Here is a 24,958-nt window from a genome sequence, read left to right as displayed (position 1 = left end):
ACCCAACTACGGTCGGTCGGGGCCGGCGGCGGCAGACAAATGCAAGTGACACGCTTCAGGCCGCAGGCGCCGGCTCGTCGCCGATCTCGGCCGCAAGCCCGAGGATGTCCTCGGCGGTGGGCTGGTCCCACTGCTCGCCGATCACGGCACGGGCAAAGTAGCGCAGGAAATCGACGCGCACCATCGGGTGCTCCCAGCCATCGCGATCGAGCCGCTTGACCAGTACGGAGCGCTGCGCCAGCAACTCCTCACGATAGCGCGCAAGCCAGCCTTCGCGGGCGGCGGCGTCATGCTCGACGAACATGCCGTGCACGTCCCGATAGCGACGCTTGATCCACTCTTCACGCCAGCGCGCCTCGCGGGAGGGTGCAACGCCCTGCCCGATCCGCCGCGCGTTCCAGCTGTCGGGCGACGGCCTGCGCTTGCGCTCTGCTTCCAGCACCGCCGCGACCCATCGCGCGGGCTGGCCGATACGGGGCAGCGCGGCGGACTCGGGCACGGATTGGCGCTGCACGAGCTGGTCGACCGCCGCGCGCAACTGCGTGGCGTCGTACTGTTCCAGCAGGCGTTCCGCCTCGGCCTGCGAGAGCCCGTTTCGAATCGCATACCCCAGGACGGGCAGATCGACGAGATCGGATGGCGGGCTGCTGCGTGCTCGCCCACCCTCCTCCCGGCGACGAACTTCGAACTGGATCGTGGTGATTGTCTTGTTGTCGGGGCCGCGTGCTTCGATCGGGCCGACGACGACGATATCGGTCAGTGCATTGACTTCCGCGATGGCAGGCAGGAGGACATCGCGCTTGAAATAGCGGTACTGCGCCTGCGCGGCATCCTCGCGGTCGGGCTGTCCGGTGAGCACAGGCTTCCACCAGCGCCACGGCTGGCGTGCGGTGAGGTGGCTGGGATTGTCGATGTACCGCGCGCAGATCTCGTACAACGCGAGCGCGGTGTGTGAGCGCAGCCGGGTCATCAGCTCGAGCGACAGGCGGGCGTAGCGCTCAGGGCTGAGCAGCTGATTGCGGATCTGCGGTGCGTAGCTCCATTGCAGGATCACAGCGCCACCGGCCTCTGGGGGCTTGCTGAGGGAGACGCCCGAAACCAGGCCACAGGCTTCCCAGCGAACGAACTCGCGGTCGGTCGGGCTCTGCCACTCGACGACCGTGCTGATCATCTGGCGCAGCGTGCGTTTCAGAAGCTGGTAGTCCTTGGAGTCGAACCGCGCGAGCGTGATCAGTTCGCGCAACGGAGCGGTATACGTCTCGGTATCGCCCTGCTGCTGGGCAAGGCGCAGCATCACGTTGAAAAGTTTGCGGGTCAGCAGGCCGATGCGTCGTTCGGTCGGCATCAGCGCGATGGTGTTGACATGCTTGCGTACGACGCCATCGGGATTCGCACCGGCGTAAGCCGTGACGCCTGCCGCATGCGGGGTTGTCGCGTGCGTGTGCTCCTGCTGCTGTGCGATGCTGGCCATGGGTCGAGCGTATGGATTTGTGAACGCCGGCGCAAGCCCGCCCTCACCAACCGATCTTGGCACAATGCGCGAAGGTTTCCCGCAAAAGCTCACATATGCACAGTCAGGCGGCTGCCGGGGTCGCAATCGGGCGCACCAGACACGATCGCCTGCCCTCCCGTATGCGGCAGGCCAATAGTCCTTTCTCCCAGGCGCTGTGCGGGCACCAGTACTCGTACGCCAAAGGTGCGAAAGACGGCATGGCGGCCGCAACGTGAGCTCGCACGGGAAGGCTGGGGCCTTCGCGCAACTTCCTGTATCCACACACGATATGACCTGCGAAGGCTCCGCCAGCTGCCTGAATGCGCTCACGCGCAGGCCTGCAATTGCTCACGTCCCTTCCTGTGAAGCCTCACGTGATTGCAGGTAACTGCTTGACCGACCGCTCGTTTTCGGAGGATAAAGGTCTTGAAGAGATTGAAGGGTATTTACAAAACTCTTCATGAAAGGACAATGATGTCCAGTAGTGATGAATTCGTGCGCCAACCAGTCAGGGACATTGGAACCATACACGTGCAAACAGACATGATCTCACTAACGATACACAACGTTGGTCACCACACATGAATGCTCCGGTCATCCATCTCACGCCACAACCACTGAGCAGCATCATCGACCAGGCGGATCGTGCCGCCCTTCTCGTATCGCAGGTCAGGGGCGCGATGCTGTCTCCGACGGCGCGGAAGACTGCGCCGCGATTCAATGCCTCGCAGGTCGCCGCGATGTGTGGCGTAGAAAGAGGGCAGATCGCCTATCGGCTTACCAAGGGCGACCTGCCTTCGGGAACACCAAACGAGAGTGGTGCGCGGCGTGAGTTCACGCTGGCAGAAACCCGCGCCTGGGTACGAGCGTATCGTCCTGCCGCTCGGCGGCCGGAGCGCGCGGAAGCCTGCGTCCTGACCATCGCGAACTTCAAAGGCGGTGTCGGCAAGACCACCACCGCGATGTCGCTCGCACAAGGGTTGAGCCTGCGCGGCCATCAGGTGCTTTGCATCGACTGCGATCCACAGGGAAGCCTGACCACGTTGCACGGTATCTTGCCCGATTCCGAGGTTGCCGAAAGCGAGACCATCCTGGAACTGTGCGCCGGGACCGAGCGCTCGATCAGACCGGCGATCCGCTCCACCTATTGGGATGGTATCGATCTCGTCGCAGCGGCACCATTGCTGTTCGCCGCCGAGTTCATGCTGCCGGCTCGACAGAGTCAGGACCCATCGTTTGCCTTCTGGGATGTACTCAATCTCGGCATCGACGACGTCCGGCGCGACTACGATGTCATCATCATCGATACGCCGCCAGCGTTGTCCTATGTGACGATCAACGCGCTGATGGCAGCCAACGGCATCATCATGACCCTTCCGCCCAATGCGCTGGACGTCGCCTCGTCCGCGCAATTCTGGCGGCTGTTTTCCGACCTGACGGCCCAGCTCGTCGAGCGCCGCGCCATCACGAAGGAATTCGATTTCATCCGTGTACTGCTGACCCGGGTCGACAACAACGACGCGACGGCATCCGTCGTACGTGAATGGATCGGCAAGGCCTACGAGGGAAAAGTCATGCCGGTCGAAATCCCGAAGACAGCGGTCGCGAACAGCAGTGCGGCGGAGTTCGGGACGGTCTACGACGTCACCCGCTATGACGGAAACAACCGGACCTACAAGCGTGCGGCGGACGCCTACGAGCGTGTGACCGAACTCATCGAGCAATTGATTCAGGCTGTCTGGCGCCGCCAGGTCCAGGATAGATGAACAGGATCCTGACTGCGCGTGGTACGGTACCACGCGCATCGGGTCGCCACAGTCGGCCCTCGCACCGGTGGTCAGGGTCGCGCGTCGATCAGGGAAGGCAGAGGACATGAAACGTATCGCGGAAAAATCGAAACTGATCAATCTGCCGCCGGCCACCCCTGCAGGCCGCGAGGATGTCTCCGGCAGAAAGATGCCGCTGCCCTCCCCTTCCATGGCCAACGGGCCGACGGTGCCCGGACCGGGCGTCTCTGCCGGCAACGCAGTCGCGTCGTCGCGAGCGTTTACCGGCGTCGGTGCCATGATGGCCGCATTGGGGCAAGGGGGAGCGCTCGGCAAGGAACTCGAGGAGGTGAAAGCCCGACTCGCCGAGTTCGAGGGCACACTCCCCGTTCGTCTGCTCGATCCCCGGCGTATCCAGCCGAGCGCATTCGCCAACCGGCATTCGACCGAGTACACCTCGCCAGCCTTCGCGGAACTCAAACGTGAGATCGAACAGGCACGGGTGAACGTTCAGCCCATCAAGGTTCGGCCAGGCGGCGCGTCGGGTACGTTCGAGATCGTGTTCGGTCATCGACGGCACCGCGCCTGCCTCGATCTCGGCCTGGAGGTGTTGGCCATCGTGGAGGAGGTCACGGACCGGGACCTGTGGCTGCAGATGGATCAGGAGAACCGTGGCCGTCGCGACCTGAGCCCGTGGGAGCAGGGTCGAAGCATCCAGATGGCGCTTCGCAGTGGTCTGTTTCCCTCCGTGCGGCGCCTCGCCGAAAGCGCCGGCATCGATTTCAGCAACGCTGCCAAGCTGCTCAAGCTGGCCGAGTTACCAGACGACATCGTGGCGGCGTTCGAAAAGCCGACGGATCTGCAAGTTCACTGGGCCGGTCCCCTGTCCAGGGCACTTCAGATCGATCCCGAGTCCGTTCTGGCGCGTGCGCGAAGCCTCGGAGTGCGTGGTACCGTACCACGCGCATCGAAGCAGATACTGGCCGAGTTGCTCGGGGAAGGTGCGTCGAGCATCCCCGCCCCGGACACACCAGTCACGGTATCGCGTGACGGCGTGAAGCTGGCAACGATCCGGCGTGGTAGCGCACAGCGCGTCGTCGTCGAAATCCACCGCGCGGCCGATCTGCAGGACGTCGCCGCACAGGTAGCGCGATGGCTGGATGGTGAAGTGTCCGGACGCGATCCGGAAAGGTGAGCCTTTACGGGAACCGAAAACGTGCGGCGCCTCGCGCGCCGACGCAGCCGACTGCGGACAGCAAACAGGTCAGGCGTCCCGACAAAGGTGAGTATCTGCGGGGCACCTGCAATCAGGCTCCGAACCGCATGCAGGCCGCGCAATGATGCTTCGCCCTACCCGGATCGGCTCCCCGTGCCGCCGGCAGTGGCGCCCTCACTGCGGCCGGCGCCGAGATTGAGGGCGTCGATGAACTCCGCGTGTCCCGGCAGCTGGCGCGCCTGGGCGTCGTTGCCAGCCTTGATCGCCGCGAGGGCGCGTCGCACCCGCTCCGGGTCGGTCTGTCCGGTCATGCCATGCACGCGTCGGGGCAGCCGTCCGAAGCCCGCCGCGATCGCATAGAAGCTGGTCTCGCCGAACAGCGCGCGACCCTCCCAGTCGACGACGCCTGTCTCGTCATAGTCGGCAAGCGTTCGTACCAGCGACGCCGGTGGCGCCACCGCGCGGCTCGCTCGCGAGAACGGCTCCTCCCTGGTGTTGAGCAGGTAGTGCAGGAGGATGAAGTCCCGTACCTCGTCGAACTCGGTGGCCATGCGCCGGTTGTAGCGATCGGCGAGCGAGGGCGCAAAGTCGGCGTCGGGCAAGTGGTCGAGCAGCAGTTCGACGGCGCGCTGGATGAAGAAAATGCCGGTGGACTCCAGCGGCTCGAGAAAGCCAGCAGACAACCCCACTGCCACGCAGTTACGCGTCCAAAAGCGGGTACGCCTGCCCACGCGCATGCGCAGGTGTCCAGGACTGCTGGCTGCAGGATCCAGCCCGCAATGCGCGATCAGTTCAGCAGCCGCCTCATCCTGGGACGCGAAGCGGCTGGAATAGACATAGCCAGCCCCGGTCCGGTGATGCAACGGGATGCGCCACGACCAGCCGGCTTTCAGCGCGGTGGCCCGGGTGAACGGAGGCATCGGCCGCTCCGCGCGCAGTGGCAGCACCACCGCGCGATCGCACAGCAGCTGGTCGGACCAGTCGATGAACGGATCTCCCAGTGCCTGTTCGCTGAGCAGGCTCTGGAAGCCGGTGCAATCGAGGTAGAGGTCGGCCTGAAGCCGCCCGTTCTCGCGTGTCTCGACATGGCCAATGGCCCCATCCGCGTCGAGTACCACTTGCTGGATATCGTCCACCAGATAGTGCACGCCGCGTCCTACGGCCAGCTCGGAGAGGAAGGCGGCGAAGGCCCGCGCATCGAGGTGGTAGGCGTAGGCTCCCCGGCGAATGATCTCCGAGGCCGCCTGGGTCGACCGAGGGGCGAGATTTTCCTCCGCCAGCCGGACCTGCAGCGAAAAAGCCGAGTAGGGCGACGCCTCGTCCCCGGCGCGTTGCCGGTCGAGCCAGTGATGGAACAGCGGCAGGCCTTCGAGCTGTCCCGCACCCACGTGTCCGAACGGGTGCCACACGGGACGTCGCGCCCAGCCGTCGAAGCGGATGGCGAGCTTGTACGTCGCATGGCAGGCGCGCAGGAACGTATCCTCCTCTACGCCCAGCAGGCGCAGCAGAGACACCAGCGGCGGCACGGTGGCCTCGCCGACACCGATGGCTGCCGATTCCACGAGCGTGATCCGGCAGCGTGCCGGATCGAGGAATCGGTTCAGGAAAGCGGCGGCGATCGTGCCGCTGGCGCCGGTGCGGTTCTCGACCGTGACCGGCTGCGCCAGCACGTGCGCCAGCCACTCGGCGCTCAGGCGAGCGACGCTGTCCGTGCTGCCGGCGGGCCATAGATGCTGGCTATGCAAGCCATAACTGCCAGCGGATTGCTCTGCCGGGGTGGCAGCCGTATCGTCTGTCGCAGTGGTGACGAAGGGATACACCTTCGCGCCCGATCTGGAGGAGGAGTCCCGGGCGACCGGCGCGAGTGCACTCGGTTCCGTGCAGCCGCGCCGGCATCGCCGTCGATCGCCCTGGCCGGTTTGGTGCGGCTGTCGGTGGCGTGCCCGGGATTGTTGCTCCGGGACCCGCTTCCGCCGGAGCATCCATGATTGCCATGCCTGTCGCGTTCGCTGCCGCAGCCGCCATGCTCGCCGTCCTTGCCGTCCCGATCATCGCGGTGCCGTCGGCGCAGGCACAGTCGGTCGGCCCGGGCTATCCGGCCAAGCCGCTCCGGCTGATCATTCCGTTCCCGGCCGGCGGTGGTGCCGACATCTTCGCGCGGCTCATCGGGCGCAGGATCCAGGAGAACACCGGCCAGGCGGTGCTCGCGGACAACCGTGCAGGCGCATCGGGGATCATCGGCTCTGAACTGGTCGCCCGGTCGGCACCCGATGGCTACACGATCCTGATGGGTACCACCGGCACGCATGCCACCAATCCGGCGATCTACCCGAAGCTGCCATACCATCCGTTGAAAGACTTTACGCCGGTGTCCCTGCTGGCGGAAGCGCCCTTCGTGCTGCTGGTCAACCCGCAGCTGCCGGTGAAGAACGTCGAGGACTTCATCGCCTGGGCGAAGGCGCGCCCGAAGCAGTACACCTACGGTTCCTCCGGCATCGGCAGTTCGGCCCACCTCGGCTACGAGCTGTTCAACCTGATGGCCGGCATCAAGGGCGTGCATGTCCCCTACAAGGGCCTGCCACCGGCGATGACCGACACCATCGCCGGTGAACTTGCGACGACCTGGAACTCCATCTCGGCCTCGACGGCCGCCATTCGTGCGCAGCAGGTGCGCGCGATCGGCATCGGTTCGCTCAAGCGTTCAGAGCTGCTGCCCGACATCCCGACCATCGCGGAGTCCGGGCTGCCGGGCTACGAGCTCGGTTCCTGGTACGCGTTCTTGGGCCCGGCCGGGCTGCAGCCGGCGGTGCTGAAGCAACTGCATGCGCATTCGGTGAAGGCGGTCAACGATCCGCAGATGAAGCAGCAATTCGCCACGCTCGGGGCCGAGGGCGTCGGCAGTACGCCAGAGGCGTTTCGCGCGATTCTCGAGAAGGATCTCCAGAAGTGGGCCAGGGTCGCGCGCGAGGCCGGCGTGAAGGCCGAATGAAGGCGGCTGGCGTGGCGCCGCGCGCCGCCCGGCTGGCCCTGGTGGGGACCGGGGCCTGGGGACTGGTTCTGGCGAAGGCGGCCGCGGGTTCGCCGAAACTGCAGATCATTTGCTGTGTCGGGCGCGATCGGGCACGGCTGGAGCGCTTCGTCGATGCCACCGGCATCCCGGCCGCGGGCAGCTACGCCGAGGTCCTGCGCGACCCCGACATCGACGGCGTGCTGCTGACCCTGCCGAACGAGATGCACCTGCCGTTCGCACGCGAGGCGGCGGCGGCGGGCAAGCATGTCTACCTCGAGAAGCCGGTCGCCAACACCCTCGCCGACGGGATCGTGGTCAGCAGGCTCGGGCAGGCGCACGACGTCCATGTCGTGGTCGGCCACTGTGCGCGCTTCCTGGCCGGCACGCGCATGATCCGCGCGATGATCGACGAGGGCCGGCTGGGCACGGTGAACCTGATCGAGGCGGCCTTCTGCAACGACCGTGGCCTGCGCCTGACGCCGGAGGACTGGCGCTGGTACGGCGATCGTTCGCCCGGGGGTTGCCTGAGCCAGATCGCGATCCACCAGTTCGACACGCTGCGCTACCTCGGGGGCGACCTGCATTCGGTGTCTGCCACCTGCGCGCATCGGTCGCCGCTGGCGGCAGAGGTCGAGGACCAGTGGCTGGTCGCAGCCACCTTCGCCGACGGCAAGTCCGGCCAGGTGGTTTCCAGCTGGACCAGCCCCGGACGCTACGACATCCGGGTCACCGGCGACCGCGCGACCGTGTGCTACGAAATCGACCAGGCGCATTGGGGCGATGCCGGACGCCTGCACGAGGGCGCGCGCCTCTGGGTGCAGGCGCGCGGCAAGGGCAATGCGACGCGCGAGGAGATCGCGGTGCCGGCCAGGGACATGTTCCGCGACGAGCTCGAGCAGTTCGCCGACGCGATCGTGCTCGGTCGCGCGCCCGAGATCTCCGCGGACAACGGCGTGCAGGCGCTGGCGGCGGTGTATGCGTCGCTCGCCTCGGCGCGAAACGGTGGCCGTGCCTGCCTTCTCGCCGAGACCATCGCAGCCGCCGCAGCGACCACAGGCGTCCCAGGCGCCACGAACGAACCTCCGGGAGCCCGCCCATGATCGAGACAGGCCGCGACACGGCGCCGCTGAAGATCCGCCGCATCGATGCGATCCCGGTCGCCCTGCCGCTGAAGAAGCCGGTGGTGATGGCCGGAGAGCGCATCGAACGCTCGATGAACCTGCTGGTGCGCATCGAGGCCGAGGACGGCCTCGTGGGCTGGGGCGAGGCGTCGTCGGCGCCGCAGATGACCGGCGACCTGCTGCCCGGGATGGTGGCCGCGGTGGACACCTGCCTCGCACCGCTGCTGGCGGGGCAGGACGCGCTGCAGCGGGCCGCGCTCGCCCGGCGCTGCGCCCGCGCGCTGGTCGGCAACACCGGTGCCAAGTGCGCAGTCGACATGGCACTGGCCGACCTCGTCGGCCGGCACCTCGGTGTATCGCTGGCGGACCTGTTCGGCGGTGCGCTGCGCGAGGACCTGCTGCCGATGTACCTGCTGGGCAACCCGAGAATCGAGGACGACATCGCGGAGGCGCAGCGCGAGCTCGCGGCTGGCTGGCGCTTCTTCAAGCTGAAGATCGGCATCAAGCATCCGCTCGAGGAAGCGCAGGCCGCAGTCGAGGTTCGTCGCTGCCTCGGACCCGATGTCGCGCTGTGCGCCGATGCCAACACCGGCATGACCTTCGCCGATGCACGCCTTTTCGCGCAGCGGGCGCGCGAGGCGAACCTGATGTTCATCGAGCAGCCGTTGCCCGGCGACGACTTCGACGGCATGGCGGCGCTCGCGCGCGCATGCGAAACCCCGCTCAACGGTGACGAGTCGATCGGCAGCGTCGCCGACCTGCGCATGCTGCACCGGATGGGCGCCATCCAGGGCGCGAACATCAAGACGATCAAGCTCGGCGGCGTCGGTCCGGCGGTGCAGGCGATGTGGGCTTGCGACACGCTCGGGCTGAGCATCAACCTGGCATGCAAGGTCGCCGAATCGAGCATAGCGGCGGCGGCGGTCGCGCAGTTGGGCTGCCTCGCCCCGAACCTCGACTGGGGACTGAACGTCACCCAGCACTACCTCGCCGAGGATGTGTGCGACATGCCGGTGCCGATCGTGCGCGGCACGTTGCGCCGGCCGGCCGGTGCCGGCCTCGGCGTGCAGGTGAGCGAATCGCGCGTCGAGCGCTTCCGCCTCCGCTAGCCGGGCGGAACAGAGCGAAGGACGCCAGCACGGAAGCACCAGCGGTAACGCACCAGGAGAAGGACCGATCATGATGGCAACGACTGCAGGACCCCGGGCGGTGATCAGCGGTCGCTTCGGGAAGCTCGAAGTGGTCCCGTTCGACGGCGCGATGGGCGCGGAGATCCGCGGGCTGGACCTGCGCGCGCTCGACGATGAATCGTTCCGCGTGCTGTACCAGGCCTATCTCGACCACGTGCTGGTGCTGGTGCGCGGGCAGGAGCTGTCCGACGTGCAGCAGGTCGAGGTGTCGCGCCGCTTCGGGCCGCTGGAGACTCCGCCGACAGCCAGCGAACGCTCTAGCCACCAGCACTTCGACGGGCCACCGGAGATCACGGTGGTGTCCAACCGCAAGGTGGGTGGCGTGCCGATCGGCGAACTGGGCGATGGCGAGGTGATCTGGCACAGCGACTACTCGTTCCGAGAGGTGATCGCCGGCATGCGCATGCTGAAGGCGGTCGAGCTGCCGCCGCCCGGGTCCGGCGGCAACACGCGCTTCTGCAATGCCTATGCGGGCTATGCCGCCTTGCCGCCGCGGCTGAAGGACCTGGTGCACGGTCGCACGATCAAGCACGACACCGCATACGACACCAACCGCAACCTGCGGCGTGGCGCGACCGAGGTCACCGACGTGCGCGCATCGACCGGCCCCAGCCATCCGATCGTCAGCACGCATCCCGAGACAGGCAGCAACAGCCTGTTCCTCGGGCGCCGGCTGAAGCACTACGTGAACGGGCTGCCGATCGAGGACTCCGAGGCGCTGCTCGACGAGCTGTGGGCGCACCTCGTCGACGAGCGCCACATGATCGAGCACGCCTGGCAGCCGGGCGACATCGTGATGTGGGACAACCGCTGCAGCGTCCATCAGCGAGGCCCGTTCGACCCGGGCACCGAACGCGAGCTGCATGCCACCCAGGTCAGGGGCCATCGCCCGTTCGAGGCGCCCGACGCACGCAGCCGCGACGCACACCCGCGCGCGGGCATCCACTGATGGAGGTCAGATGAAGGCAATCATGCTCAGGGGCGGCGGGGACATGCGCTACGAGACCGTTCCGGACCCGGAGCCCGGGGCGAACGAGGTCGTGGTGAAGGTGCACGCCTGCTCGATCTGTGGCTCGGATCTGCACGCCTTCCATGGCAAGCACCCGCGGCTCACCTTCCCGCGCATCCTCGGCCATGAGTTCGCCGGCGAGATCGTCGCGCTGGGCAGGGACATCCGCGGCTTCTCGATCGGCCAGCGCGTGTGCTGCGACATCGACCTCGCCTGCGGCACCTGCGGGCCGTGCAGGGCCGGCCGGGGCAACATCTGCGAGAAGCTGCGCACGATGGGCTTCGACAAGGACGGTGCCTATGCCGAGTACGCCGCGGTGCCGCACTTCAACCTGTATCCGCTGCCCGACGCGGTGACCTACGACCAGGCCTCGGCGGTGCAGGTGCTCGGCATCAGCTACCACGCGGTGGCCGATCGCGTGAAGCCGCAGCCCGGCGACAAGGTCGCGGTGATCGGTGCGGGCCCCATCGGACTCGGGGCGGCGCTGGTCGCGATGTCGCTCGGCGCCGAGGTGACCATCCTCGATCTGCTCGACTACCGCCTGCAGATGGCGGCGCGGCTGGGCATTCCGCACGGAAGGAATGCACGCGAGGGTAACCTGCGCGAGTGGGCGCTGTCGGTCACCGACGGGCATGGCTTCGACAAGGTGGTGGAATGCGTCGGCGGCCTGCAGGAGCGCACCGTCACCGATGCGATCAGCATGGTCAAGCGCGGCGGCCAGGTGACGGTGGTCGGCACGTTCCCGGAGAACCGGGCGACGATCCCGATCGCCTACATCAAGGACCGCGAGATCGACCTCAACTTCTCACGCGGCAACTTCAAGGCCTTCGCGCCCTGCCTGGAACTGATCGCCAGCCGCAAGGTCGATCCAGACCTGTACATCAGCCACCGCTTCCCGCTGCAGAAGGCCGAGGATGCGTTGCGGCTGCTCGAGGCGCGCGATGTCGAGGCGCACAAGATCGTGCTGCATCCGCAGGTGGCGGCATGAGTACCGGCCTCTCGACCGGCCTTTCGACCCACCGTCCGGCCGGCCGCGGTGCCGGGTCGTGGCGGGTCCCGCTGGCCGCGCTGCTGCTGGCGGTGGCGCCGTCCTGCCTCGCCGCCACAGCGCCGCCCGCCGCTGCATCCTGGCCGGATCGTCCGCTGCGCATCCTGATCCCGTTCCCGCCCGGCGGCGCGTCGGACACCATCGGGCGCACGACCGGTGACCAGCTCGCACAGCAGCTCGGCCAGCCGGTGGTGATCGACAACCGCCCGGGTGCCGGCGGACGGCTCGCGATCGAGATGCTCGCCGGCGCCCTGCCGGACGGCTACACCACGCTGGTCGGCAGCGTCGGTGGCATCGCGATCAGCCCGTCGCTCTATCGGAAGCTGCCCTACGATCCGGAGCGCGACCTGCTGCCGGTGAGCCGCATCGGCGAGATCATCAACGTGATGGTGGTCAATCCCTCGATCGGTGTCGCCAGCGTGAAGGACTTCATCGAGTGGACCCGCAAGCGCACGGAGCCGGTCCGCTTCGGCAGTTCGGGCACCGGCCAGCCCGACCACCTCGCCGCGGAGTTCTTCCAGCGTGCGGCAGGCGTGACCATGACGCATGTCCCCTACAAGGGAGGCGGACCGGCGCTGGTCGACCTGATGTCTGGCGACCTGCAGCTGATGTTCGCGACCTATGTCGTCGCGCTACCGCATGTGAAGTCCGGGCGGTTGCGCCTGCTCGGGGTCACCACGCCGGAACGGCAGGCGCTGCTGCCCGACCTGTCGGCCCTGTCGGAGGCGATACCGGGGTTCGGGCTGAGCAACTGGAACGGCCTGTTCCTGCCCGGGCGCACGCCGGTGGCGATCGCCGAGCGCCTGTTCGTCGAAGCGAACAAGGCCATCCTGTCGCCGGAGCTGAAGCGGCGGCAGGCGGTGGCCGGCATCGAGCCGGTCGGCAGCCGCTCGCGCGCCGAGTTCGCGCAGTTCGTGCGTGACGACACGGCGCGCTGGGCGCGCATCGTCAAGCAGTCCGGCATCGTCGTCGAATAGCCATGGACGAACGGGGGCGTACGGGAGGTGCCGATGGCAGCCGCTGAACGGATCTGCGGCGTGGTCGGTGCCGGCCTGATGGGCAGTGCCGTCTGCGCACGCCTGCGCGGGGCGGGCTTCGACGTTTCAGTGTTCGATGTCGATGCCGCGAAGGCGGCCGCACTGGCCTCGATCGGGGCGCGTCCGGTGGATTCGATCGCTGCGCTGGCATCCTGCCCGGCGGTCGTGCTCGCGGTGTTCAATACCGACCAGGTCGAGGCGGTGGTGGAAGGCCCGGGAGGACTCCTCGACGGCATCGTTGCCGGCAGCGCGTCGCCGGTGGTGATCTGCACCAGCACCTGCGACCCGGACCGGCTGGAGGCGCTCGACCGGCGGCAGGCGCCGCGCGGATTGCGCCTGCTGGAAGTGCCGGTATCGGGCACCAGCCGGCAGGTGGCGGCCGGATCCGGCGTCGGCCTGGTGGGCGGCGACCGGGCGACGATGGCGGCGGTGGCGCCGGTGCTCGACGCGATCTGTCCCGAGCGGCACTACCTGGGTGCGGTGGGCAACGGCTCGCGCGCGAAGCTCGCGGTGAACCTGGTGCTCGGGCTGAACCGCGCCGCGATGGCCGAAGGGCTGGTGTTCGCGGAACGGCTCGGCCTGGAGCGCGAGGCGTTCCTCGCCGTCGCGCGCGGCTCTGCCGCGTACTCCGCCGTGATGGAGACCAAGGGGCCGCTGATGGCGCGCCGGCAGTTCTCCGATCCACAGAGCCGCGTCGACCAGAGCCTGAAGGACTTCCACCTGATGATCGAGCAGGCAGCCGCCAGGGGGCAGCCGTTGCCGTTCGCCGAGGTCTACGCACGCATGCTCGAAAGCTGCATGGCCCTCGGCGAGGGCGCGCAGGACAACGCGCTGATCGTCGAGGCGATTGCCCGCTGCAGGCGCACGGGCTGAGCGCTGCACGCACTTCCAGCGACGTGGCTAAACGGAGGGTAACGATGCGATCGGACGTTCCGGAGTGCACGCGCAAGGCCTCGCGCCGGGCGGACGCCGCCATCGGGTGCCTGCTCGCCTGCGCCTTGGTGGCCGCGCTGCCGGGGCAGGCGCGGGCCCAGGCGCCGGCGCCCTGGCCGTCCAAGCCGCTGCGCTGGATCGCACCCTATCCACCCGGCGGCTCCTCCGACCTGGTGGCGCGCGCGGTCGGCACCCGGCTTGCCGAGCAGGTCGGCCAGCCCGTGCTGATCGACAACCGGCCCGGCGTCGGCGGTGCGCTGGGTAGTGCGATCGCCGCGCGTGCCGCGCCGGACGGCTACACGCTGCTGCTGGCCAACATCGCGCCGCTGGCGATCGCCCCGCACATCCACGCCGGGCTGGGCTACGACGTGGCGCGCGATTTCGATCCGGTGACGCTGCTCGCGACCGGGCCGACCATCCTGGTGGTGGGGCCGACGCTGCAGGTGAAGACGGTGGGCGAGCTGGTCGCGCTGGCCCGGGCCCGGCCGGGGAGCCTCAAGTACGGATCGGGCGGCAGCGGAACGCCTGCGCACCTGACCACCGAACTGCTGCGCTCGATGACCGGGACGGACATGGTGCATGTCCCGTACAAGGGCACCGGCCAGTCGGTGACCGACCTGCTCGGTGGCCACATCGATTTCGTGTTCGCGAGCATGCCGATCACCGCAGCCCATGTGAAGGCCGGCCGGTTGCGCGCGATCGCGGCGTCCAGTGCGCGCCGCACCGCGGTCGCGCCCGACCTGCCGACCATGGACGAGAGTGGCGTGCCCGGCTTCGACATGGTGACCTGGTGGGGCGTGGTGTTGCCGGCGCGGAGCGACGCTGCGATCGTCGACCGCGTCAACGCTGCGCTGCGCAGGGCGCTCGCCCATGCGGACGTCAAGGAGCGTTTCATCGCCCTGGGCATCGACGTGCAGGCGAGCACGCCAGCCGAGTTCCGGAAGTTCATGGCCGCGGAGCACGCCCGCTATGCGCGGATGGCGAAGGAGGTCGGCCTGAAGGCCGACTGAAGGCCGACCGAAAGCAGACCCACGGCCGCTCGAATGCCCAATCGTGGCTGCAGCCCGCAGCGCGACCCGCACCCGCAGGAGGAGATCCAGATGATGACGCCGAAGCCGATGATCCCCAGCCGTGCACCGCGCTGGCGCCTGCCGGACGGGCGGTGTGTGCTTGCCGCCTTCGCCCTCCTGCTGGCGCAGGGGGCCGCGGCGCAGACCTTCCCGCAGCGTCCGATGCGGGCGATCGTCCCGTTCCCGGCCGGTGCCTCCTACGACACGATCATGCGGATCGTCGGCAACGCGGTGACGGAGTCCACCGGCCAGCCGATCGTGATCGAGAACCGGCCGGGCGCCAGCGCGATCATCGGCGCCGATACCCTGGCCAAGGCGACGCCGGACGGCCACACGATAGGCATGCTCGGCAACAACCACACGATCCTCGAGGCCCTGGGACGCAAGACGCCATACGATCTCTACAAGGACTTCGCGCCGCTGATGCGGATCGCCGTGCTGGACAACGTGATCGTGGTGCATCCGTCCGTCCCGGCAAAGGACATGAAGGAACTCGTGGCGCTGATGCGCGCCAATCCGGACAAGTACCGGTATGCCTCCGGCGGACAGGGCGGCAGCACCCACCTCGCGGGTGCGCTGATCGCCAACGTGGCCAAGGTGCGCATGCTGCATGTGCCCTACAAGGGGGGTGGCTTCGCGGTCAATGGCCTGGTCGGCGGCGAGGTTCACCTGATGGCGGTGAACATGATCTCCGCCAAGCAGCACGTACCCTCGGGCCGCCTGCGCGCACTGGCCGTGGCCGCACCGAAGCGCTCGCAGCACATGCCGGAGGTGCCGACGACGGCCGAGGCCGGCTTCCCGGGTGCGGAGGCGTCCCAGTGGTACGGCGTGTTCGCGCCGGCAGGAGTTCCGGCCGCGATCCTCAAGCGCCTTGAGGACGAACTGCGCAAGGCGACCGCGCGCGCCGACGTGCGAACCCTGCTCGCCGCGCAGGGCGCCGATGCCTATTCGGAGACGCCGGCGGAACTCGCCGCCTTCGTGCGCGAGGACGTGCGCATCAACCGCGAGACGGCACGCGAGGCGGGCATCAAGTCGGTCGAATGAACAGGGAAGGAGCAGCCATGGCACTAGGACTCACGGCCTCGCAGTCGAGGGACTACAGGGCGGACGGATGCCTGCATCCGCTCGACGCGCTGAGCGGCGCCGAAGTGGAACGTTACCGCGCCGCACTGGAGGGCACCGAGGCCCGCCTGGGCGGATCGCTGATGGCGATCGACCGCAAGTACCGCGGCAACCTGCACATCATGTGCCGTTGGATGGACGAACTGGCGCGCACACCGGCCATCCTCGATGCGGTGGAATCGCTGCTGGGCCCGAACCTGCTGCTCTACACCACCCGCTTCTTCATCAAGGAGCCGCGCAGCGACGGCATCGCTGCCTGGCACCAGGACTGCACCTACTTCGGATTGCGGCCGTTCGACCATGTGACGGCGTGGGTGGCGCTGTCGGACGTGACCGAGCAGGCCGGCCCGGTCGAGTTCGCGGTCGGCAGCCACATCCGGGGCGCCTTGCAGCAGAAGAGTGGCCTGATCAAGAACAGCGTGAACACCGCCGGACAGATCATCGTCGAGCATTTCGACCAGTCCGAGATCGCGCGCGCGATCCTCAAGCCCGGACAGTTCTCGCTGCACCATACCTGCGTGGTGCACCAGTCGCGTCCGAACGCATCGGATACGCGCCGCATCGGCATCGCGCTCAGCTACATCCCGACGCACACCCGCTACATCGGACGCCGGCGCATGCCGGCCGCGCTCGTGCGCGGCGAGGACCGCCACGGCCATTTCGACCTGCAGCCACGGCCGGTGGAGGACTTCGGGACGGCGGAGATGGCGCGCCACGACATCACGTTCCGCGCCTACATCGATTCCTTCTACGAGCAGCTCGACGAAGCCGAAAAGGACCTGCCCGAGGAAGCCGCCGCCGGGCTCGTCTACTGACGGGCCTCACGGTTCCCACGGCGCCTGACGGACGACACGAGGAGAAGACGATGGACGAATCCCGCAAGCCGGCCGCCAACGATGCCGCGCGGATCCACGCCACGCCGTCGGCCGCACCGATCGGCGCAGAGGTCCACGGCGTGGACCTCGCGCTGCCGCTGGGCGAGGCCGCGTTCGAGCGCATCCTCGAGTTCTTCCACCAGCATTCGGTGATCGTCCTGCGCGGGCAGCGGCTGACGCCGGCGCAACTGGTCGCGTTCAGCGCCCGGTTCGGACCGCTCGACGTGCACCACATGACCGAACATGTGTTTCCGGAACTGCCGCAGGTACGCGTGCTGTCCAACGCGAAGAAGAAGGACGGCAGCGCCGCGGGCATCACGCGTGGCGGCATGCACTGGCATTCGGACCTCTCCTACAAGCCGGTGACCGCACTCGCGACACTGCTGTACGGCCTCGAGTGCCCGGCCGAGGGCGCGGATACCGAGTTCGCCAGCACGACGGCGGCCTGGGCCGCGCTGCCGGACGAGGCGAAGGCGGGCCTGGCTGGCCTCACCGCGGTGCACGACCGCAACTTCCGCTATTCGGCGCTCTATCCGAACCGGGCGCCCCTGACCCCGGAACAGGTAGCCGGCGTGCCGCCGGCGGTGCACCCGCTGGTCGTCGAACATCCGGCCACGCGACAGCCTGCACTGTTCGTCGCGAAAGACGTCGTGTCGCACGTGGTCGGCATGGATGCCGCGCCGTCCCGCGCGCTGATCGACGAACTGGAGGCGTTCATCACGCGCCCGGCATTCGTGCATGCGCATCGCTGGCAGCCGGGAGACCTGGTCGTGTGGGACAACCGCTGCCTGCTGCACCGTGCGACGCCGTATGCATTCGACCGCGATACCCGCACGCTGTGGCGCACGCAGGTCAAGGGAAGCGTGCCGCGTGCGCCTGCGACCGCAGCGGCCTGAGCTGTGTCCGGGGCTGGATTGCCATGCATAGGCGGTGCCTATGGGTCTCATTGCCGCTGCCATATTGATTGCGGAGAGAGCGCCGGGCTAGCCTCGGTCTCAGAACGGGAAGCGAGACGCTTGTGATCCAGATCGAGAACCTACGGCAGCAGGAACCGGATGCGCACACCGGGGCAAACCACGCGCACGCCGGCCACGTCCACGACGGATCCTGCGCGCTTGCGGGCGACGCCACGCCGGCGCAGGGGCATCGCGACGGCCCGGTACCGGTGTGGGTGATCACCGGGTTCCTTGGCAGCGGCAAGACCACGCTGGTCAACCGCCTGCTGAAGGATGCGGCGCTGTCCCAGGCGGCGGTCGTGGTCGGCGAATACGGCGAGGTCGGCGTCGACCATGTCCTGATCGAGGCGCCGTCCAAGCGCGTGCGCCTGGTCGACAGCGGCTGCATCTGCGGACACGTGCACGACGAGATCGCAGCGCGCCTGCTGGACCTCGATGCGAGCCGTGACGACGGCCCCGAACACCAGTTCGACTGCGTGCTGATCGAGACCTCGGGCCTCGCGGATCCGGTGCCAGTCGTGCAGTTGTTGCTGACCGACGAGGCGATCGCCCGCCGCTTCGCGCTGCGTTCGGTGATCACCGTCGTGGATGGCCTGATGGGCGAGGAATCCCTCGCGCGCCATCCGGAATCGCTGAAGCAGCTTGCCGTCGCGGACACGGTGGTGATCAGCAAGAGCGACCTGGCCGACGAGGATGCCATCGATACGCTGCGCGCCCGCGTCGCGGCGCTCAACCCGGGCGCACGGCTGTTCACCGCCGCGCACGGCCGGGTGGGGGTGGAGGCACTGCTCGCCGCCAGCGCATGGTCCGACCAGGCCGGCCCACGCGATGCCCGCGCCTGGCTCGCCGAACTGCAGCAGTCGGCCGCGGCGCCTGGCGGGCCGACCGATCCGGCGATCCGGACGCTGTCGCTCGTTCACGAAGGCGAGGTCACGCGGCCCGGGCTGGTGCTCTGGCTGAACCTGCTCGCCGGCTTCCGTGGTGCCGGGTTGCTGCGCGTGAAGGGCATCGTCAACGTCGAGGGACGCCCCGTGGCGATCCATGCGGTGCAGCGGGTGATCAGCGAACCGGTCGAACTCGAAGGCTGGCCCGACGAGGACCGGCGCACCCGGCTGGTGGTGATTGCCCGCGGCATGCGCGAGGCGGACATCACCGCCACGTTCGATGCGTTCCGGATCGAGGCGGGGCGCGATCGCAGGAACACCGTGCTCAGGCCGGAACGCTACGAGGCGTTCCGGCGCGTGATGGAGGCCTTCCGCTGACGCGGAGGCAGCGCCCCGCAGAACGGGGCAGGGAACATCCGGCCGGACGCCCGGGCCATGCAGCACGGACGACGGCATTCCAGAGGAGGCAGTACCCATGAGCAGGAACGAACCCCAGCCCGGGGACACCGGCGCAGACGCGACCCCGTTGTTCGTGACGGGCGCGCGGCTGATCGACTGCACCGGCGCGGAGCCGATCCGCGATGCGGTGGTGGAGATCCGCGGCAAGCGCATCTTCGCCGTCGGCAACCGGCAGTCGATCCGGATACCCGAGGGCGCGCAGGTGCTCGACTGCGGCGGCGCCACGCTGATGCCAGGCATGCTCGACTGCCACATCCACACGATGATGTTCAACTGCCTGACCTTCCACAACTTCCGGGTCGCGCAGTGGGAGATCACGCCCGAGCTGCAGCAGATGTATGGCGTGTTCCATGCGCAGCTCTGCTTCGACATGGGCTTCACCACGCTGCGCGACATGGGGCTGGCGGCGAGCCGGGGGCTGCTGGTCAACGAGGCCTGTGCGATCCGTGACGCGTTCGACGCCGGCATCCTCGAGGGGCCGCGCATGCTCGTGGCCGCCTTCACCTCGATCACCGGCTCCCACCTCGACCTGATCCAGCCGCGCGCCGCGCTGCGCGTGGGCTTCCAGACGGCCGATGGGCCGTGGGAACTGCGCAAGCTGGCGCGCACGAACATGCTCGCCGGGTGCGACATCATAAAGACCTGCGCTTCGGGCGGGGGTGGTACGGACAAGGAAGAGCCGGACATCCGGAACATGACGCAGGAGGAACTCGACGCGCTGGTCGACGAGGCGCATGCGATGCACAAGCCCTGTGCGGTGCACTGCTTCACGCCATCCGCGCAGCGCATGGCGCTGAAGGCTGGTGCCGATACGCTCGAGCACATGGTGTTCCACGAGGACGAGACCATCGACCTGATCTGCGAGTCAGGCGTGTACGTGACGCCGACGCTCTCCCACCGCACCGACCATGCGATCGAACTGCGCCGTGAGCAGGGCACGTCGATGTTCGTGATCAAGAAGATGAAGAGCATCCAGCAGAACTGCTTCGACACCTTCCAGAAGATGTACGCCAGGGGCGTGAACATCGCGATGGGCACCGACATGGGCTTCGATCCCGAGATGGGGACCAACGCGCGCGAGCTCGGGCTGTATGTCGACCTTGGCATGCAACCGATGCATGCGCTGCAGACGGCCACGCTCAATGCCGCGCGAGCACTGAAGCTCGACCGTGACCTGGGTACGCTCGAGGCCGGCAAGCTCGCCGACCTCATCGCTGTGGACGGCGATCCGCTGGCGGACATCAAGTGCCTGCAGGCGAAGCAGAACATCCAGATCGTGATGAAGGAAGGCAAGGTCTACGCGGACCGCCGACCCGGGCATTCGAAGAACGTGGTCAATGCCGCGCCCGGCAGCTGGAAGATCATGGACTACCTGTAACCGATGGCCACGGGGGAAACGGCGGTGGTCACCGGGGCTAGCGCCGGCATCGGCGCGGCGATCGCCCGGGTGCTGCTCGAGCAGGGCCACGACGTGGTCACTCTGCAGCGGCGGCCGCCGTCGTACACCCATCCCCGGCTGTCCTTCCGTGCGGTGGACCTTTCCGACCGTACGGCGGCGCGGCAGGTCGCGGCCGAGGTGGCTCAGGCCCACCCGGTGCGCTACCTGGTGAACAACGCGGGGGTGAACCGGCCCGGCCGGATCGAGCAGGTCACCGACGAAGACCTCGACCAGGTGTTCTCGATAAACCTCGCGGCGGCGATCGTGCTCGCGCAGGCTTTCCTGCCGGGTATGCGCGCAGCGCGCTACGGCCGCATCCTGAACATTGCCTCGCGCGCGATGCTGGGGAAGGTCGGCCGCGCGGCTTATGCCACCACCAAGGCGGGGCTGGTCGGGCTGACGAACTCGCTGGCGGTCGAGGCGGGGGCCGACGGCGTGACGGTCAATGCGATCGCGCCCGGTCCCGTCGCGTCGGAACTCTTCGACAACGGCCATCCGCCGGGCAGTACGCAGCGCCAGCGGGTGATCGACGGAATCCTCGTCGGGCGTGTGGGGACGCCCGAGGACATCGCCCATGCCGCCGGGTTCCTGCTCGACCGGCGCAGCGGGTATGTCACCGGCCAGCTGCTGTACGTCTGTGGTGGCACCAGCGTTACCGGGACGGGCGGCCAATGAACGGGGGCAGCAGCACGTAGTGCAGGGGGAACGGAGCCGGCAGAGACCGGAACGTCCAGCGCGCAGGCGCACATGTCGTCCAAAGGAGGAAGCATGATGAACACCATCTGTTCGCCCGGCGCCCAGCGTCGCTGGAATGCGCCGTCCACGCTGTGCACCAGCGCAGCCGCGCTGTGTGCGGCGCTCGTCGGGGTCGGCTCTGGCGCTGCCATCGCACAGGCGCCCGCGTTTCCCGCCAAGCCGATCCGCATGATCGTGCCGTTCCCGCCTGCGGGCACGTCGGACATCATCGCGCGCGTCATGGGCCAGAAGATGACCGAGGCGTGGGGACAGCCGGTCCTGGTCGACAGCCGACCGGGGGCGGGCGGCAGTCTCGGCGCAGAGATCGCGGCCAAGACGCCGCCCGACGGCTACACCGTGTTCGTCGGTAACGCGGCCCCGATCTCGACCAATCCGCTGCTGATCAAGGTCAACTACGATTCGCTGCGGGACTTCGCGCCGGTGACGCTGGTCGCACGCGCGCCACAGCTCGTGGTGGTACACCCCACGGTGCCGGTGAAGTCGATGAAGGAGCTGGTCGCCTGGGTCAAGTCCGAAGGCGGCAAGGTCGACTATGGTTCGTCGGGCATCGGCACCATCGCCCACCTCGCCACCGAGATGTTCAAGAGCATGACCAGCACCGAGATGGCGCACATCGCCTACAAGGGCATGCCGCTGACGATGAATGCGCTGGTCGCCAACGAAGTCAAGGTGGTGTTCTCGGACATGGCCCCGGCGCTGACCCAGGTCAAGGCAGGCAAGCTGCGGGCGCTGGCCGTCACCTCCGGGCAGCGCTTCCCGCTGCTGCCCGACATGCCGACGGTGAGCGAGGTGTTGCCCAGTTTTGACATCGCGAACTGGTGGGGGCTGTTCGTCACTGCCGGAACGCCGGCGCCGATCATCGCGCAGATGAACGCCACGCTCGTGAAGGCGCTGCAGGGTGCGGAAGTCCGGGACCGGTTCACCGCGCTTGGCGTCGAGGCGGTCAGCAGCACGCCTGCGGAACTCGCCGCGCTGGTGAAGAGCGAGATGGCGGCGTTCGGTGCACTGATCAAGGCGCAGAACATCCGGGCGCAATGAGCATGCATACACGTACTCGAAGCATCCATCGCCGGCACCTGCCTGCCGTTGCCGGAATGGTCGTGGCGATGCTCGCCGTGGTCGCCCTGCCGGCCGTCGCCGCTTCTCCTGCCCAGGCGTGGCCGCAGCGTCCGGTGCGCGTGGTGGTGCCGTTCGCACCGGGCGGTGCATCCGATTTCGTCGGCCGCATCATCCAGCCCAGGCTGTCCGCCGAACTTGGGCAGCAGGTGGTGATCGACAACCGCACTGGTGCCGCCGGCAATATCGGCGTCGAGGTCGCCGCCACGGCATCGCCAGACGGGCACACGCTGCTGCTCGGCAATGTCGGCACCATGGCGATCAATCCGTCGCTCTATCCGAAGTTCGCGCACCATCCCACGCGCAGCTTCGTGCCGGTGAGCCAGGTGGTCGACGTGCCGGGCTCGCTGGTCACGCATCCGTCGGTGCCGGCCACGTCGGTGAAGGAACTGGTCGCCCTGCTGCGTGCGCATCCGGACAAGTACAACTTCGCCTCGTCCGGCGCGGGCAGCGCGAACCGGCTCGAGACCGAACTGCTGATGCGTGCGACCGGGACGCGCATGGTGCATGTGCCGTACAAGGGCGGTGCGGGTCCGGCGGCAGCCTCGCTGATGGGGGGCGAGACTCAGGTCGCTTTCCTCACGTTGTCTTCGACGGTCAACTTCGCGCGCCAGGGCAAGCTGCGCCTGCTCGGCGTCGTCGCGCCCGCGCGCGTCGCCGGCCTGCCTGACGTGCCGACCATGGTCGAGGCCGGTTTCCCCGACATGAAGATCGGCTCCTGGCAGGGCGTGTTCACGCCGCGCGGCACGCCGGCGCCGGTCGTGGCGCGCCTTTTCGACGCCGTGAACAAGGCGATGGCGCAGCCCGAGGTCGCCGAACGCCTGCTCGGCGGCGGGGTGGCCGTTGTCACCAGCGAAACGCCAGCCGCCTTCCGCACCTTCGTCGACAGCGAGATCGCACGCTTCGGCAAAGTCATACGCGAAGCGAAGATCACCGACGACTGACAGGCCCCGAACAGCCTCGCTCCGATTTTTCCCCGTGAACACGAAAGGATGCAGATGAAAGCCACCGCAGCGAAGAAGAAGACTGTCGTACGCAAGGTCGTGAGCAAGGCAGCACCGGCGAAGCGCTCCTCGAAGACCAAGACCAAGGGCGCGTTGAAGGCGGGCGGCTCCAACGGTTACCTGTTCAAGATGTCCAAGCTCACCAAGGTGCCGGCTGGTACCGGGTACTCCACCTCGGCCGGCGGCGTGGTCGAGGGAGACCGCATGCTGGTGGGCTGGATCGACAAGCCGCGCGGTACCGGCTCGCGCATGCATACGCATCCGAACGAACAGTTCAACTACGTGGTGAAGGGCACGCTGAAGGGTTCGGTCAACGGCAAGCCAGTGGTTGCCAAGGCCGGCTCGATGATCTACATCCCGGCCAATGCACCGCATACGCTGGTGTCCACCCCGGACGAGGACGTGATCTTCATCGCCATCAAGGACCTCTCGCACGGGATCATCGGCATGGCGGTGGACGGCACGATGTCCGGCCCGCACTACGAGCCGGGTTTCGGACGCGGCAAGGGTGCCGGTGCGAAGAAGGCGAAGAAAGAGAAGTCCACGAAGACTGCAGCACGCTGAGGAGCCAACATGCCTTTCCACCGGTTCGAAGCGATCGAGCAGAGCTACCTCACGCCCGACCTTTCCACGGCCCGCGGGCCGGTGATCGAAGGTGACTACCTGTGGTTCTGCCTGGTCAACAAGACCGCGGGTACCGGTTCGGAGCTGCACTACCATCCGAACGAACTGCTGATCTTCCCGGTCGCCGGGAAGATCAATGCCGTGGTCGGCAAGGACCGCCGGGTGGTGGCGCCCGGCACCTTCGTGCATGCACCGGCCTTCGCCCGGCACTCGATGCGCGCCACCGAGGATGGCGACCTGTCCTACCTGTACATGAAGGACAAGACCTGGACCGTGGTCGGCCTTGCCGTCGACGAGAAGGTGCCCGAACGGGCGCTCACCATCGACGAGATCAACCGGCTGCATGAGCAGGGCAAGGGCAAGCTTGGCGAGCGCGGCGACGGAGCGACCCGCCATCGCGAAAAGGGGTCGAGCAGCATGGTGGTCGAGGGCATCGACACCTGCTTCCATCCGGTCATCGAGGGGTTCGATGCGCCGGCCATCTCCGGGCGCCGCGAGACGACGATCGAGGGCGAGCGCCTTGCTTTCGCGTTCGTCGATGCGCCGCGTGCCGGGCAGGCGCCGACGGCCGAATCGCCCGCGCCGCACGAGGTGTTCTTCTACATGGTGCGCGGCATGCTCGAGGTGTCGCTCGACGGTGAGCGGCGCCGGCTGGTACCAGGCGACGTGATGCACGTCCGGCGCGGGCAGCCGTTCTGGCTGGCAGCCGCCGAAGGCGGGGCGCGCTATGCGAGCGTGCGTTCGACCGACTGGCTGGAGCACCGGATCGACGACATGCCCGACGACGAACGCGAGCAGTCGCGCCTGCACAACCGGGCCAATTAGAGCGGCG

General features: G+C 67.9%; 22 protein-coding genes. 20 read left to right on the top strand and 2 right to left on the bottom strand.

The window, feature by feature from the left end:
- Nucleotides 1-55 precede the first annotated feature (55 nt).
- A complete protein-coding gene (locus ING98_00810) occupies nucleotides 56-1,471 on the bottom strand; it encodes a replication initiation protein (protein ID MCA3100394.1) in 1,416 nt (471 codons plus the stop codon).
- 617 nt (nucleotides 1,472-2,088) lie between these two features.
- On the opposite strand from ING98_00810, the gene ING98_00805 reads away from it, so the two are divergent.
- Complete coding sequence (locus ING98_00805; protein ID MCA3100393.1) at nucleotides 2,089-3,258, top strand: AAA family ATPase; 1,170 nt, start codon at nucleotides 2,089-2,091, stop codon at nucleotides 3,256-3,258.
- A gap of 106 nt (nucleotides 3,259-3,364) precedes the next feature.
- Nucleotides 3,365-4,453 carry a ParB/RepB/Spo0J family partition protein gene (locus ING98_00800; protein MCA3100392.1) on the top strand — a complete coding sequence of 363 codons (1,089 nt, stop codon included), beginning with the start codon at nucleotides 3,365-3,367 and terminating at the stop codon, nucleotides 4,451-4,453.
- 155 nt (nucleotides 4,454-4,608) lie between these two features.
- Here the strand turns inward: ING98_00800 and ING98_00795 are convergent, their stop codons facing one another.
- The gene (locus ING98_00795; GenBank protein MCA3100391.1) at nucleotides 4,609-6,219 is read right to left on the bottom strand and encodes a tryptophan 7-halogenase; all 1,611 of its coding nucleotides are present in this window, start codon (nucleotides 6,217-6,219) and stop codon (nucleotides 4,609-4,611) included.
- A gap of 239 nt (nucleotides 6,220-6,458) precedes the next feature.
- Between ING98_00795 and ING98_00790 the strand changes: the two genes are divergently transcribed.
- The 18 genes from ING98_00790 to ING98_00705 all read left to right on the top strand — a co-directional run bounded on the left by ING98_00790 (nucleotide 6,459) and on the right by ING98_00705 (nucleotide 24,951).
- Nucleotides 6,459-7,463 (top strand): tripartite tricarboxylate transporter substrate binding protein, encoded by a 1,005-nt coding sequence (locus ING98_00790; protein ID MCA3100390.1) that lies wholly within the window; start codon nucleotides 6,459-6,461, stop codon nucleotides 7,461-7,463.
- Nucleotides 7,460-8,584 (top strand): Gfo/Idh/MocA family oxidoreductase, encoded by a 1,125-nt coding sequence (locus ING98_00785; GenBank protein ID MCA3100389.1) that lies wholly within the window; start codon nucleotides 7,460-7,462, stop codon nucleotides 8,582-8,584. Before ING98_00790 ends, ING98_00785 begins: the two co-directional genes overlap by 4 nt.
- Nucleotides 8,581-9,714: a hypothetical protein gene (locus ING98_00780; protein ID MCA3100388.1), complete on the top strand. Its 1,134-nt coding sequence runs from the start codon at nucleotides 8,581-8,583 to the stop codon at nucleotides 9,712-9,714. The genes ING98_00785 and ING98_00780 overlap by 4 nt, the downstream gene beginning before the upstream one ends.
- A gap of 73 nt (nucleotides 9,715-9,787) precedes the next feature.
- Nucleotides 9,788-10,744: a TauD/TfdA family dioxygenase gene (locus ING98_00775; protein ID MCA3100387.1), complete on the top strand. Its 957-nt coding sequence runs from the start codon at nucleotides 9,788-9,790 to the stop codon at nucleotides 10,742-10,744.
- Nucleotides 10,745-10,754: 10 nt separating this feature from the next.
- The gene (locus tag ING98_00770) at nucleotides 10,755-11,792 is read left to right on the top strand and encodes an alcohol dehydrogenase catalytic domain-containing protein (protein ID MCA3100386.1); all 1,038 of its coding nucleotides are present in this window, start codon (nucleotides 10,755-10,757) and stop codon (nucleotides 11,790-11,792) included.
- Entirely contained in the window at nucleotides 11,789-12,829 is a 1,041-nt protein-coding gene (locus ING98_00765) for a tripartite tricarboxylate transporter substrate binding protein (GenBank protein MCA3100385.1), read from the top strand. The genes ING98_00770 and ING98_00765 overlap by 4 nt, the downstream gene beginning before the upstream one ends.
- Nucleotides 12,830-12,862: 33 nt before the next feature.
- Nucleotides 12,863-13,762 carry an NAD(P)-dependent oxidoreductase gene (locus ING98_00760; GenBank protein ID MCA3100384.1) on the top strand — a complete coding sequence of 300 codons (900 nt, stop codon included), beginning with the start codon at nucleotides 12,863-12,865 and terminating at the stop codon, nucleotides 13,760-13,762.
- 44 nt (nucleotides 13,763-13,806) lie between these two features.
- Entirely contained in the window at nucleotides 13,807-14,832 is a 1,026-nt protein-coding gene (locus tag ING98_00755) for a tripartite tricarboxylate transporter substrate binding protein (GenBank protein MCA3100383.1), read from the top strand.
- Between the two features lie 90 nt (nucleotides 14,833-14,922).
- A complete protein-coding gene (locus ING98_00750; protein MCA3100382.1) occupies nucleotides 14,923-15,936 on the top strand; it encodes a tripartite tricarboxylate transporter substrate binding protein in 1,014 nt (337 codons plus the stop codon).
- A 17-nt stretch (nucleotides 15,937-15,953) separates the two neighbouring features.
- Entirely contained in the window at nucleotides 15,954-16,829 is an 876-nt protein-coding gene (locus ING98_00745) for a phytanoyl-CoA dioxygenase family protein (protein ID MCA3100381.1), read from the top strand.
- Between the two features lie 50 nt (nucleotides 16,830-16,879).
- Nucleotides 16,880-17,785 (top strand): TauD/TfdA family dioxygenase, encoded by a 906-nt coding sequence (locus ING98_00740; GenBank protein ID MCA3100380.1) that lies wholly within the window; start codon nucleotides 16,880-16,882, stop codon nucleotides 17,783-17,785.
- Between the two features lie 122 nt (nucleotides 17,786-17,907).
- Nucleotides 17,908-19,107 carry a GTP-binding protein gene (locus ING98_00735; protein MCA3100379.1) on the top strand — a complete coding sequence of 400 codons (1,200 nt, stop codon included), beginning with the start codon at nucleotides 17,908-17,910 and terminating at the stop codon, nucleotides 19,105-19,107.
- Nucleotides 19,108-19,204: 97 nt separating this feature from the next.
- Entirely contained in the window at nucleotides 19,205-20,566 is a 1,362-nt protein-coding gene (locus ING98_00730; GenBank protein MCA3100378.1) for an amidohydrolase family protein, read from the top strand.
- Nucleotides 20,567-20,569: 3 nt separating this feature from the next.
- A complete protein-coding gene (locus ING98_00725) occupies nucleotides 20,570-21,301 on the top strand; it encodes an SDR family oxidoreductase (protein MCA3100377.1) in 732 nt (243 codons plus the stop codon).
- A gap of 96 nt (nucleotides 21,302-21,397) precedes the next feature.
- Nucleotides 21,398-22,420, top strand: a complete 1,023-nt coding sequence (locus tag ING98_00720) for a tripartite tricarboxylate transporter substrate binding protein (GenBank protein MCA3100376.1) — start codon at nucleotides 21,398-21,400, stop codon at nucleotides 22,418-22,420.
- A 2-nt stretch (nucleotides 22,421-22,422) separates the two neighbouring features.
- Nucleotides 22,423-23,442 (top strand): tripartite tricarboxylate transporter substrate binding protein, encoded by a 1,020-nt coding sequence (locus tag ING98_00715; protein MCA3100375.1) that lies wholly within the window; start codon nucleotides 22,423-22,425, stop codon nucleotides 23,440-23,442.
- 54 nt (nucleotides 23,443-23,496) lie between these two features.
- Nucleotides 23,497-24,066, top strand: a complete 570-nt coding sequence (locus ING98_00710) for a cupin domain-containing protein (GenBank protein MCA3100374.1) — start codon at nucleotides 23,497-23,499, stop codon at nucleotides 24,064-24,066.
- A gap of 9 nt (nucleotides 24,067-24,075) precedes the next feature.
- Nucleotides 24,076-24,951, top strand: a complete 876-nt coding sequence (locus ING98_00705; protein ID MCA3100373.1) for a cupin domain-containing protein — start codon at nucleotides 24,076-24,078, stop codon at nucleotides 24,949-24,951.
- Nucleotides 24,952-24,958: the final 7 nt, after the last annotated feature.

Source organism: Rhodocyclaceae bacterium (assembly GCA_020248265.1).
Classification (GTDB): Bacteria; Pseudomonadota; Gammaproteobacteria; order Burkholderiales; family CAIKXV01; genus CAIKXV01.
The sequence above is the reverse complement of the archived record's forward strand: the minus strand, read 5'-3'. Positions and strand labels throughout refer to the sequence as shown.